This window comes from Pontixanthobacter aestiaquae (assembly GCF_009827455.1).
GTDB classification, from domain to species: Bacteria; Pseudomonadota; Alphaproteobacteria; order Sphingomonadales; family Sphingomonadaceae; genus Pontixanthobacter; species Pontixanthobacter aestiaquae.
Window position 1 is genome coordinate 1,616,826 of sequence record NZ_WTYZ01000001.1, and the last position, 12,311, is coordinate 1,629,136.

The following is a 12,311-nucleotide window of genomic DNA, read 5'->3' on the forward strand; positions in this document are numbered from 1 at the left end:
CGAACCATATCGGTTTCTCTTTCCTACAGATACACCAGTTTGGCAAGTGGCGATTCGCAGTCACGTTTCCAATGAAGAGGGAGAACCCCATGCGCCGCCATTTAGTCGAACGCGAATTGACCAGCGAAGGCCCGAAGCGAGGCAAGGCCCGGGCCCGCAGACGCAGTGCTACTGTCAATCTCGCGGAATCGCCTTTGTCGTGGCTTCATGCGCGCGGGCATATCGATGACCGGCTGTTTGCGGCAGGTGAGAAGCTCCGCGCCGATTACGAACGCGCGCAATTGGGCGCGCGCGTGACGATGAGCTGGGAGTTAGTGCGGATCAAGGGCAAAGGCGCGGCTTGCGGCCTGTCCGGCACCGAACGCCAGATTGCGGCCAAGGCGCGCTTCGATGGGGCGCTGGCTGAGGCAGGGAGCGGCCTGTCCGATATTCTCTGGCGCGTGGTCTGCGCGGGTGAAGGACTGCCCCAAGCCGAGAAAGCACTTTCTTGGCCAGCGCGCAGTGGGAAGCTGGTTCTGAAGTTGGCGCTTGATCGGGTGGCTGATTTTTATCGGATCAATTGAGTAAATCGCTGATGCGCTTGCGCAAGACAGGGAGAATATCGGCCTCGAACCACGGGTTCTTGCCCATCCAAATCCTGCTGCGCCAAGCCGGGTGGGGGAGAGGTAGGGTTCTTGGTAAGAACTCTTCATAGCGCTTAACGCGCTCGGTCAGCGATAATTTGCGGGTTTCGGGTAGGTAATACGCCTGCGCATATGTCCCGACGAGCAATGTCAGACGATCCTTAGGCAGTGTTTGGAGCACCCGGTCATGCCACTGCGGTGCACATTCCTTGCGCGGTGGTCTGTCGCCGCCGCTCGCTTTGCCGGGATAGCAGAAGCCCATCGGGACGAGCGCGACTTTTCCGGGATCGTAGAATTGATCCTTTGTTAGTCCGGTCCATGCGCGCAGCCGGTCGCCGCTATCATCATCCCATGGGATGCCGCTGGCGTGGACTTTCGATCCGGGCGCCTGGCCAATGATCAGAATCTGCGGCGTATCGGAAAACTGCACCACCGGGCGAACGCCGTCTGCCAAATGCGGCTCGCAGATCCGGCAGGCAGCAATCTCGCGGTGAAGCGCGCTCATCCCTCGACGCGTTCGGCCAGCTCCAGCCAGCGTTCTTCCGCTTCGTCTTTCTCGGTGCGGGCATTCTCGATGCCTTTGGTAATATCGGCGAATTTCTGCGGGTCTCTGGTGTAAAGATCCGGGTTGGAGAGGATCGCTTCACCCTTGCTGATTGCGGCTTCCAGTTCCTCGATCCGGGCGGGCAGCAGTTCATAATCGCGCTGGTCTTTATATGATAACTTGCTGTTTTGCTTCGCTGATTTGCGCGGGGCGGGGGCATCGGTAGCGGTTTTTGCAGTCTTGCTCTTTGCCGGTTTGCTGCGTGCCGAGCGTTTCTTCTCCCAATCCTCGTAGCCGCCGGCAACGATATCGACGAAGCCGCTGCCATCCAGCCCGAGCGTAAGCGTGACCGTCCGGTCCAGAAAATCGCGGTCGTGGCTGACGATCAGCACGGTACCGTCATAATCGGCGATCACTTCCTGCAGCAGATCGAGCGTCTCCAGATCAAGATCGTTGGTCGGTTCATCCAGCACCAACAGGTTCGATTTCCGAGAGAACTCGCGCGCCAGCAGCAGGCGGGAGCGCTCTCCGCCGGACATGGTCGCGACCTTGGTATCGACGATACCCGGATCGAACAGGAACTCTTTAAGATAGCCCTGAATATGCTTGCGGGTGCCGCGCACATCGATCCAGTCGCTGCCTTCTGCGACTACGTCTCGCACCGTCTTGTCGGGTGTGAGCAAGGCGCGTTGCTGGTCGATTTTCACGCCTGTCAGTGTCTTGGCGATTGTGACAGTGCCTTCATCGGGCTCCAATTCGCCGGTCAGCAGTTTGAGCAAGGTTGTTTTACCCGCACCATTTGCACCCACGACACCGATCCGGTCGCCCCGCTGGATGCGCAGCGAGAAGTCGCGGATGATTGCACGGTCTCCATACGACTTCGAAACTTTATCAGCGACAATAACCGACTTGGACTTGTTACTGTCGTCGCTTTCGAGACCAAGTTTGGCGGTTCCGGTCGGGTCCATGAGCGCGGCACGCTGCGCGCGCATCTGCCAGAGCTTTTCGAGCCGTCCCTGGTTGCGTTTGCGGCGAGCGGTGACGCCGCGTTCCAGCCAGCGGGCTTCGATCTTCAGTTTGGCGTCCATCCGGTGCGCGATCCGTGCATCCTCGGCATAGACTTCGGCTTCCCATGCTTCGTACCCGCCGAACCCGACATCCTTGCGCCGGATCACTCCGCGGTCGAGCCAGATCGTCGCATTGGTCAGGCGTTTGAGGAATGTCCGGTCGTGGCTGATGACGATGAACGCGCCTTTGTAGCGTTCCAGCCAGCTTTCGAGCCATTCGATTGCTGCCAGATCGAGATGATTGGTCGGCTCGTCCATCAGCAGCAGATCGGGATCTTGGGCGAGGGCGCGAGAGATGGCCGCGCGGCGCATTTCACCGCCGCTGGCGCCTTTTGCGGGCGTACTCATGTCAATGCCGAGCTGCCCGGCGATGGCCTCGACCTCATAGGCCTCGGGCGGGTTCTCGCCGGACAGTGCGAAGTCCATCAGCGTATCGAACGGCGTGAAATCAGGTTCCTGCTCCAGCACCACGATACGCGTGCCGAGTTTCACTTTACGCTCGCCGCGATCGGCCTCGATCTGGTCATTGATCATGCGGAACAATGTGGTCTTACCCGCCCCGTTGCGGCCGATCAGCGCAAGCTTGTCGCGCGGGCCGATATGCAGGTCGAGACCGTCCGTGTCAGGTCCGCCGAACAGCCAGCGGCCGCCTTGTTGCAGGCCGAGGCCTTCCCAGCTGAGGATCGGTGGTTGTGCCATAGATGGCGCGGGTTAGGTGACTCTGCGCGTAGCCGCAAGCAGTGCGATCTACTCCGGTGCTGCTTTCTTCTCCGCCACCATCATCTCGACATCTTTCAGCAGAGCATGTGCATCGTAAACAATGCCGTCCTTGATCGTCCAGCGCACCCCGCCAACGCGCTCCAGCACATTGGTTTCGCGGTTCAAACGCAGATGACCGGTGCCGTAGAGCGTTTTGAAATTGGCGAGCGGATTCTCGGGCGCAATCACCAAATCGGCCAGCTTGCCGACTTTGATCGTGCCAAACGGGGCGGGGGTGCTTTTCGCCTGATAAATCTCGTCCGCACCGTTCATGGTCGCAGCCTGAATGACTTCCAGCGGAGCGAAGCCGGCCTCCTGCAGCATCTCGAACTCGCCGATGTAGGCGAAGCCCCAAGTCTGGTAGATATAGCCGGGATCGGACCCGACCGTGACGCGGCCGCCTTTGTTCTTGAACTCGTTCGTCAACTGCATCCATGGACCATAGAATTTGCGCCAGGCAACTTCGTCGGCGGTCGACCAGTCGTGATAATAGCTGCCGTGATTGGTCAGGCTGGGCGCGTAGAAGTTCATCAGTGAGGGCAGGGTGTATTTTTCATGCCAATCGGCGTTGCGTTCCCGCATGACATCGCGCGATGCGGCGTAGATGTTGAATGTCGGGCTCAGCGTGACGCCGCTTTCGAGAAGATGATCGACATAGGCGTTCCATGGGTCGCTGCCGGGTTCGACAATCTGGTCCGCGAGCCGCGCGACTTCGGAAAAGCGTGATTGCTCGTCGAGATAATTATAGGCGTTGGGATAGCGCGGCAGCGCTCCGTCTTTGAGCAACGATTCCATATGGCCGTAAAAATGCGTGACCCCGCCGAGACCCATCTCGACCGCTTTGGCCGCATTGACCTGCGCTACGCCGCGTTGTCCCAAATGCGCGACGGTGCCGAGCTTTTGCTTCTCCGCTTCGTCGATTGCCGCTGCCATTACATCGGGCGCATCGGTGTTGAAGAATTTGATCCCGTCATAACCGGCTGCTGCCGCCCATCGGACCCATTCGCGGGCCTTGGCCGGAGTGCTGATCGGGCCGCCTGACCATTTGTCGCCCAGCACCGCATAAGCAAACAGGCGCGGGGCAACGATAGTGTTCGCAGCGCTGCGGACCTTGTGATCGAGATCGTCGCTGTCCGGTCCGAAGCCGAAGGACACACCGCGCACTGTCGTCACCCCATGGGCGAGCCATAGTTTGTATCCGTAAGAAGGCTGCGGTGCCTTGCGCGGATCGCCATTATGGCCGTGCACATCGACAAATCCGGGCATCACATACATGCCGCGCGCATCGATCACGCGTACCGCTTCATCCAGAGCGGTCTGGGGCACACCGCCGCGCGCAATCGCGGCAATCCGGTTATCTTCGATCACAATATCGACCGGCCCTTCGGGCGGGGCGCCTGTTCCATCGATCATTGTCGCCCCGCGCACAATTACTGTGCTGTAAGGGCCTTGGCCTTCCGACGCGGCGCGTTCGGGCACCGGCTCCATCCCGGTTTGCGCGGACGCAGCGACTGCCCAAAGCGATGCGATGGCAAGCAAAATACTTCGGAACATTGTGTGGTGGCCCCTCATTAGTTGAATGAAGAGCGTAGCGCCGGTTCAGACCTGCGCAAGCCTGCTGCGCTAAATGTCTGACCCATATCTGACGACTTAAGGAGAGTTTCTATGGTTCGTTATGCCATTCCAATGCTTGTTGCCACCGCTATTTCTGCGCCGCTTGCGGCTGCCGAAATACAGATCCAATCTGCAGGTCCGGTCGTCGAGCTGTCCATTACAGAAACGGTGAAAGCCGCGCCTGATCTGGCCACCATTAGCGCTGGCGTTACGTCGGAGGCGCGAACTGCGGTTGAGGCGATGCAGATCAATGCGCGTGAAATGACTGCGGTGATTGCACGGATAAAGGCGCTGGGCATTGACGAGGATGATATCCAGACATCTGGCATCAATCTGAATGCGCAATATGATTACAACCGCCAAACCCAGAAACAGGTGTTTCGCGGATACGCTGTATCAAACCGTGTGAGCGTCATTCTGCGGGATGTGAAGCAAACTGGCGAAGTGCTGGACGCACTGGTCGCGGCAGGTGCAAACGATATTGGCGGTCCCAGTTTTTCCATAGATGACGACACGGCGGCGAAGGCGCAGGCGCGCAAGGCAGCGATGGACACCGCACAGATGCGGGCGATGGAATATGCCACTTGGTCGGGTTATTCGGGGATCAAGCTGCTCGAGGTTAGCGAAAGCATTTCCCGAAACCAGCCGATGCCGATGATGAGCATGAGGGTTGCGAATGACGTTGCCGTCGAACAATCCACTCCCGTTCAGCCGGGCATGGTCGGCACCGGTGTGACGGTTACCGTCAAATACGAAATGACGCGCTAGCGCCTGAACGCCAAGCGGCTGCAATATTCACACCTTGTTCAATCCATGGGGCTTAGGCACATAGCTATTATGAAACAGCTCTTCCTCTCAGCTCTTGTCGGCGCGATTGTGGCAACCGGGTGCGGTTCGGTTCCGGCTGCTGCCCAATCGCGCACCGACCAGGGTGAGGCGCGTAAGGAAATGCGCGCGGGAAATGTGCTTCCGCTGAGTAAGATCGAGAGCCGGCATGTGGATCCGATGGAAGCCAAAGGATACCAATATCTAGGGCCAGCCTATGACTCGACGGCGATGGCTTATCGGCTGCGTTTTATCCGCGATCGCAAAATGATCTTTATCGATGTCGATGCGCGGACCAATCGGGTGCTCCGGCGCAGCCAATAAAGAACTCGCAAGACCAATAGAGAAATCGCTGGTGAGTTGACGCGTTTGCAACAAAAGACCACTTAGCAAACAAACGAAACTCTGGGGACGATACCACTATGCGCATCCTAATTGTCGAGGACGAACCGACACTCGGCGGACAGCTTAAATCGACGCTCGAACAAAACGGCTATGCTGTGGACCTCTCCACCGATGGTGAAGATGGTCATTTCCTTGGTTCGACCGAGGATTATGATGCAGTCATTCTCGATTTGGGCCTGCCGGAAATTGACGGACTGACTGTGCTCGGCATGTGGCGCAAGGAAGGCCGGACGTTCCCTGTGCTGGTGCTGACGGCGCGCGACAGCTGGTCGGACAAGGTTGCCGGTCTCGATGCAGGCGCGGATGATTATCTGGCGAAGCCATTCCAGACCGAAGAACTGATCGCGCGTTTGCGGGCGCTTATTCGCCGCGCATCTGGCAACACGTCTTCCGAACTGACCGCCGGTACTGTGCGTCTCGATACGCGCTCTGGCCGTGTCACTCTGGCCGGTGAGCCGGTAAAGCTGACAGCGCAGGAATATAAGTTGCTGAGCTATCTGATGCATCACAAGGGTAAAGTCGTCAGCCGGACCGAGCTTATTGAACATATTTACGATCAGGATTTCGACCGCGATTCAAACACGATCGAAGTTTTCGTAACGCGCATCCGCAAGAAACTCGGCGCGGAAGTCATCACGACCATCCGCGGTCTGGGCTACAGCCTCGACGATCCTGACGAAGCGCCGCGCGCTTCCTAAGTTCCGATGAACGCGCCTGAACCAGATTTAGTGGCAGAAGCGCGCGCTAAAGACAGCGATACGAGCGACACCGCACTTCACCACACCGGCAGCCTGAGCCGGCGAATGATGGTGATCGCGGCAGGTTGGATTCTGGTTCTGTTATTCGCGGGTGGGTTCGCATTGGACCGCGCGCTCGTTGATCTGGTCGAGGATAATTTCGACGATCAACTGGAATATTTGCTGACCGGCATGATTGCCTCGTCGGAGGTTGGGCCCGAAGGTGAAGTATTCTTCTATCGTCCTCTAGGGGATCAGCGGTTCCTTGAGCCCAATAGCGGATTATATTGGCAGATTAGCGGTGAAGGGCATGAGGATTGGCCCTCGCGCAGCCTGTGGGATCGCACGCTTCAGATCAATCTCGATCATGTCGATGACGATGTTCATTATTACGATAGCGACCAGTTCGATGGTGAGCCGCTGCGCATCGCCGAACGGTCACTCACACTTCCCGAAAGCGATACGCAATGGACATTCGCCGTCGCATCAGCGCGCGAAGAGCTTGATGGCCAGATAACGCGCATCCGTTCGATTCTGATCTGGTCGTTCGCAGTCCTCGGCCTGGGTCTATTTGTGATGGCAGCGTTGCAGAGTTTCTATGGTTTGCGGCCTCTGCGGCGTGTGCGAATGGCGATCCAGCGCATCCGGACGACAGGCACCAATCGCGTGACCGATCCTCTTCCGCTGGAAGTTCAACCGCTGGTGGACGAGCTCAATATGCTGCTCGCGCATTCGGAGAAACAGGCGGAGGAAGCGCGTACTCATGCGGGCAATCTGGCCCATGCGCTTAAAACTCCGCTGACAGTAGTGAACAATGCCGCCACCGCGCGCGCACCGGATTTGCCCGATACGGTTATTCGCGAAGCAACGACGATGCGCCGCCACGTTGATCACCATTTGGCCCGGGCGAGGGCAGTGGGTCGCCGCGCTGTCGGGCTCGCGCGCACCCAAGTCTGCGACAGCGCCGAAGCCGTTCTGCGCGCGGTCGAGCGGCTCTATCCTGCAGTCAGGATCGATCTGGACGGCCGGAAGAAAGCTGTCGTCTCGATTGAGCGGCAGGATCTCGATGAAATTCTCGGCAATCTGATCGAGAATGCGGCGAAATATGGCGGAGGCAGTGTATTTGTTACCGTCGATGCCGAGCCCGACGACGAGCAATGCGTCATCTGGGTCGAGGATGACGGGATGGGTATTCCGGAAGAAAAGCGGGTCGAGATTTTCGATCGCGGTGCGCGTCTCGACACAGGCAAGCCGGGAACCGGACTGGGCCTGGCGATCGTGCGCGATGTTGCAGAGATTTATGGCGGCGGGGTCGAGCTTGACGAGAGCGAAGATTTGGGCGGATTGCTGGTCAAGCTAAGCTTGCCGAGGGCGCGTTAAACCGCTCCGGTCACAGGCTCTTTGCTGGCCCATGCCTGCACGAGGCCGCGAAGCGCAGCGTCGTGCTGGCTACGAAACCTGTCATTGTGCCACCGCAGCGCCCGGACAGTGCCAAGCGCAATCTCTTCTTCAAAATGGACGCCAGCAGTTTTACCATCGGTCCAAACAACCGAGAACAGCACTTCCAAAGGTGTGCAGTGCAAGATGCCCTCCTGCTGCTTAGCCAAAGGAACATCGGTAATGAAGCGCGCGCCCGAGAGCGAGATGTCTTCAATTGCGTAATCAAAGACCCCGTCAAGCAGCGTGATCGAGCCGGGCATAAGCACGCGGAATCGCTGAGCGGCGCGTTGATCCGGCTGGATTGAGCCGCTTCCGAAAACGGACGATGGTTTGAGAGCTGCGCTGGCCATTGATGGTTAATACGCTAGAAACCATAATTTCGGGTAAATGCGATGTGCCGGCAACTATGCAGCAGATTCAGCCCTCACGCGCCTTCTCGTGATGGCGGATCACTTCGTCGATAATAAAGCGCAGGAATTTCTCTGAAAATTCCGGATCTAGGTGCGCTTCTTCGGCGAGTTGGCGTAGGCGGGCGACTTGCCGGGCTTCGCGGTCCGGATCGGCGGGAGGCAGCGTGACCTTTGCCTTATACTCGCCAACCGCTTGCGTGATCCGGAACCGTTCGGCGAGCATGTGGATCAGCGCCGCGTCGATATTGTCGATGCTGCGGCGGAACGCGGCGAGTTGTTGGTCGGTATCATTGTTGCTCATCACGCAAGTCTCTATCACGCTCTTTGCATCGTTTCTACGCCGGTTCTGCCTTGCAAACATTTTCAGGCGCGGCCATGAGCGTAGGCCATGAGCGCCAAGGTTATTCCCATGCCGCGCAAGCGGGCGACACTTGATCCGATGCTGGCGCTTACTGCGTCCGGTATGAATTCGGTCAACGCGGTTATTCTGGACCGGATGCAGAGCGAGATACCGCTGATCCCGGCACTCGCTGGCCACTTGATTTCAGGTGGCGGAAAACGTCTTCGCCCGATGCTGACGCTCGCCGGGGCTGAACTGGTCGGCTATACGGGTGATCGTCACCACAAGCTTGCCGCTGCGGTAGAGTTCATTCACACCGCGACGCTGCTGCATGACGATGTGGTGGACGGCAGCGATCTGCGCCGGGGCAAAGCGGCCGCGAATATCATTTATGGCAACCCCGCAACGGTGCTGGTCGGGGATTTCCTGTTCAGCCGGTCCTTCGAGCTGATGACGGAGGATGGCAGCCTCAAAGTTCTCAAAATCCTCTCCAGCGCGAGCGCGATCATTGCAGAAGGTGAAGTCGATCAATTGACCGCACAGCGGCAGATCGAGACCAGCGAAGAACGTTATCTCAACATTATCGGTGCCAAAACTGCCGCTCTGTTCGCCGCTGCAAGCCGGATTGCAGCCGTCGTTGCCGAGTGTGACGAACAGCAAGAGCGCGCACTCGACGATTATGGCCGCAATCTGGGTGTCGCGTTCCAGCTTGTCGATGATGCAATCGACTATGATTCCGATGCTGCCGAAATGGGCAAGGACCAGGGCGACGATTTCCGCGAAGGGAAAATGACGTTGCCGGTTATTCTGGCCTATTCGCGCGGGACCGATACGGAACGCAAGTTCTGGAAAGACGCGATTTCAGGTGTGACTTCCGGCGATGATGCGCTCGCCGAAGCGATTGCGCTGATCGCCAAATATGACGCGGTCGCAGACACTCGTGAGCGCGCGAGGCATTTCGCCCACCGTGCGATTGATGCAATTTCGATCTTCCCTGACAGCAATGCCCGCCAAGCGATGGCCGAAGCGGCGCATTTTGCCGTCGCACGGGGATATTAGGGCCGCGATACGAGCTTTCGCAGCTCATCTGTTGGCGTTAGGACTGACAGGTGTCTGATCTTCCCATATATGCAGTTTTGCCGGATTTACTGTCGGCTCTCGACAGAGACGGCGCTGCTGTCCTGATTGCTCCTCCTGGTGCGGGTAAGACGACTGCCGTGGCACCGGCACTGCTCGATCAGGCTTGGTGCACGGGCCAGATCATTCTGCTCAGCCCGCGCAGAGTGGCGGCGCGCGCAGCGGCGGAGCGCATGGCAGAAATGCTGGGCGAGAAGGCGGGCGAGACGGTCGGCTATCTGACTCGTCTGGATAGCAAACAATCCGCCAGAACGCGGATTCTGGTGATGACAGAAGCGATCTTCGTGAACCGCATCGTCGAGGATGCTGAGCTCCAAGGCGTCAGCGCTGTTCTGTTCGATGAGGCGCATGAGCGGCATCTTGACAGCGATCTTGGATTAGCGCTTGCGTTGGAAAGCCGCGCGGTCCTTCGCGACGATCTGCGCATCTGCGTGATGTCCGCGACCATCGATGGCGAGCGTTTTGCTGCATTGCTTGGTCCCGAAGCATCGGTGATCGAGAGCGAAGGTAAAGCGCATCCGCTGCGGATCGAATGGCTGGGATCGCGCGCAGAGCTGAGTATTGAAGATCGAATGACCCAGGCTGTCCTGGCCGCATGGCGGCAGGAAGACGGCGATGTTCTGGCATTCCTTCCCGGTGTGCGCGAAATAGAGCGTGTCCGGGAGCGGCTCACGACAAAACTGCCGGATGTGCCGGTATTACCACTCCACGGCCAGATTGATCCGGCGGGCCAACGCGCCGCGATACAGCGTAATCGTGACGGGTTTAGGCGTATTGTCTTGGCAACCGCGATCGCTGAAACTTCGCTTACACTCCATGGGGTCAGTGTGGTCGTCGATAGCGGGCTTGCGCGACGCGCCGAGTTTGACCGGGCAGCGGGGACAACGCATTTGGTCACCGTTCGGGCGAGCCAGGCAGCGGCTGCGCAACGGGCCGGGCGCGCAGCCAGGTTGGGGCCAGGTGTCGCTTTCCGTATGTGGGAAGAAGCCGGACATGCCGGGCGACCAAAATTCGATCCGCCTGAGGTCGAGACCAGCGATCTGGCACCGTTAATGCTGGCGCTGGCCAAATGGGGTACGCAGGATCCGGCATCGCTCGCATGGATCGATCCACCACCCGCCGCATCGATAGCTTCGGCACGCGAACGGCTGCGGAAGCTGGGCGCGCTTGACGCGGTGAATGCGATTACCCCGTTTGGCAATCAAGTGGCGTCGCTACCGATGGATCCGGTTTCGGCGGCAATGATCCTGTATGGCGCGCAAGTCAGCCGGGCGGAGCAAGCAGCGCGGCTCGCATTGCTGCTGCAAGAGCGCGGCCTTGGCGGGCGCAGTGAGGATTTGCTCCAGCGATTGGATCGATGGAACAGTGATACTTCACCGCGCGCAAAAGCCTCCCGCAAACTGGCCGCGCGTTGGACCGAGCGGGCCGAGCGTTTGATCTCAGGAGCGGAATTCGAGCCGATTAATCCGGCGCTGTTCCTGGCGTTTGCCAAGCCCGACAACATCGCCAAACGGCGCGACGCCTCGGGTGAGAATTGGGCTTCGGCAGGTGGACGGGGTTACTTCCTCGATCCTGCATCACCGCTGGGTTCAGCCGAATGGCTTGTTATCGCTGACGCGCAGGGGCAGGCCAAGGGTGCGCGAATTACCGCTGCGGCCCGGCTCGATCCAAGCGAGGTTGAGGCCCATCTCGGCCATGTGATCGAACGCCGGTCGACGTTGCGCTGGAATACCAAAGACGAACGCGCCGAAGCGCGGAAGGTCCGCAAGCTTGGCGAGATTACGATTTCAACCGGTCCCGATCCTGAGCCTAATCCAGCCGCTATGCAGGATTTATTGCTCGATACAGCGCTTGATCGGATCGATGCGATATTGCCTGCAGAGCTTGTTGCCCGCGCGCGCTTCATCGGTCTGGAGTCCTTTCAGGAACAACTTGTCGAGAATGCCGGGCTTTGGCTTGCGCCGCTGCTTGTAGGGCGGCGTGATCTCAAACTGCCGAAGAGCAAACTGGTCGATGCGATCCTCGGTCAAATGGCTTGGAATGACCGGCAGAAGCTGGATACGCTGGCCCCGCGCGCGTTCGCAACGCCTGCAAATACGCATCATACAATCGACTATGTGGGAGAAGGCGCTCCGTCCGTAGATGTCAGAGTTCAGGCGCTGTTCGGCCTCGATCAGCATCCGATGATTGGCTACGAACCCTTGTTACTCAACCTCACCAGTCCGGCTGGCCGCCCGATTCAGGCCACGCGCGATTTGCCCGGATTTTGGCGCGGCAGTTGGCAGGATGTGTGCAAAGATATGAAAGGGCGTTACCCGAAACATCGCTGGCCCGAGCACCCATGGCTGGAAAAGCCGAGCCTGAAAACGAAGAACGCCTTTTCACGCGGGCAAAGCTGACCTAAAGGGAC

At 58.8% G+C, this 12,311-nt stretch carries 12 protein-coding genes; 7 read left to right on the forward strand and 5 right to left on the reverse strand.

From position 1 onward, the window contains the following. The first annotated feature begins 89 nt into the window (after positions 1-89). Positions 90-563, forward strand: a complete 474-nt coding sequence (locus GRI35_RS07705) for a DUF6456 domain-containing protein (protein WP_160613625.1) — start codon at positions 90-92, stop codon at positions 561-563. On the opposite strand, the gene GRI35_RS07710 is transcribed toward GRI35_RS07705, so the two are convergent. From GRI35_RS07710 to GRI35_RS07720, 3 genes are read right to left on the reverse strand one after another with little or no spacing between them, the layout of a single operon-like run. Beyond that, positions 556-1,128 carry a uracil-DNA glycosylase family protein gene (locus GRI35_RS07710; protein ID WP_160613626.1) on the reverse strand — a complete coding sequence of 191 codons (573 nt, stop codon included), beginning with the start codon at positions 1,126-1,128 and terminating at the stop codon, positions 556-558. The two genes, GRI35_RS07705 and GRI35_RS07710, sit on opposite strands and share 8 nt — an antisense overlap. Beyond that, positions 1,125-2,933 (reverse strand): ABC-F family ATP-binding cassette domain-containing protein, encoded by a 1,809-nt coding sequence (locus tag GRI35_RS07715; RefSeq protein WP_160613627.1) that lies wholly within the window; start codon positions 2,931-2,933, stop codon positions 1,125-1,127. Before GRI35_RS07715 ends, GRI35_RS07710 begins: the two co-directional genes overlap by 4 nt. A 48-nt stretch (positions 2,934-2,981) precedes the next feature. Then, positions 2,982-4,547, reverse strand: coding sequence for an amidohydrolase family protein (locus GRI35_RS07720; RefSeq protein ID WP_160613628.1), 1,566 nt, complete (start codon positions 4,545-4,547; stop codon positions 2,982-2,984). 111 nt (positions 4,548-4,658) lie between these two features. Between GRI35_RS07720 and GRI35_RS07725 the strand changes: the two genes are divergently transcribed. The 4 genes from GRI35_RS07725 (at position 4,659) to GRI35_RS07740 (ending at position 7,954) form a co-directional block, all read left to right on the forward strand. After that, the gene (locus tag GRI35_RS07725; RefSeq protein WP_160613629.1) at positions 4,659-5,375 is read left to right on the forward strand and encodes an SIMPL domain-containing protein; all 717 of its coding nucleotides are present in this window, start codon (positions 4,659-4,661) and stop codon (positions 5,373-5,375) included. Positions 5,376-5,444: 69 nt separating this feature from the next. Then, a complete protein-coding gene (locus GRI35_RS07730) occupies positions 5,445-5,756 on the forward strand; it encodes a hypothetical protein (protein WP_160613630.1) in 312 nt (103 codons plus the stop codon). A 98-nt stretch (positions 5,757-5,854) separates the two neighbouring features. Then, positions 5,855-6,535 (forward strand): response regulator transcription factor, encoded by a 681-nt coding sequence (locus tag GRI35_RS07735; RefSeq protein WP_160613631.1) that lies wholly within the window; start codon positions 5,855-5,857, stop codon positions 6,533-6,535. Between the two features lie 105 nt (positions 6,536-6,640). Next, positions 6,641-7,954 carry a sensor histidine kinase gene (locus GRI35_RS07740; protein ID WP_235900287.1) on the forward strand — a complete coding sequence of 438 codons (1,314 nt, stop codon included), beginning with the start codon at positions 6,641-6,643 and terminating at the stop codon, positions 7,952-7,954. On the opposite strand, the gene GRI35_RS07745 is transcribed toward GRI35_RS07740, so the two are convergent. Both GRI35_RS07745 and GRI35_RS07750 read right to left on the reverse strand, forming a co-directional pair. Then, a complete protein-coding gene (locus GRI35_RS07745; protein WP_160613633.1) occupies positions 7,951-8,364 on the reverse strand; it encodes a PilZ domain-containing protein in 414 nt (137 codons plus the stop codon). The genes GRI35_RS07740 and GRI35_RS07745 overlap by 4 nt on opposite strands. Before the next feature lie 67 nt (positions 8,365-8,431). Beyond that, complete coding sequence (locus GRI35_RS07750) at positions 8,432-8,725, reverse strand: chorismate mutase (RefSeq protein WP_160613634.1); 294 nt, start codon at positions 8,723-8,725, stop codon at positions 8,432-8,434. Positions 8,726-8,812: 87 nt separating this feature from the next. Between GRI35_RS07750 and GRI35_RS07755 the strand changes: the two genes are divergently transcribed. Both GRI35_RS07755 and hrpB read left to right on the forward strand, forming a co-directional pair. Beyond that, positions 8,813-9,823 carry a polyprenyl synthetase family protein gene (locus GRI35_RS07755; protein WP_160613635.1) on the forward strand — a complete coding sequence of 337 codons (1,011 nt, stop codon included), beginning with the start codon at positions 8,813-8,815 and terminating at the stop codon, positions 9,821-9,823. Between the two features lie 50 nt (positions 9,824-9,873). Then, positions 9,874-12,300: an ATP-dependent helicase HrpB gene (gene hrpB, locus GRI35_RS07760; protein WP_160613636.1), complete on the forward strand. Its 2,427-nt coding sequence runs from the start codon at positions 9,874-9,876 to the stop codon at positions 12,298-12,300. Positions 12,301-12,311: the final 11 nt, after the last annotated feature.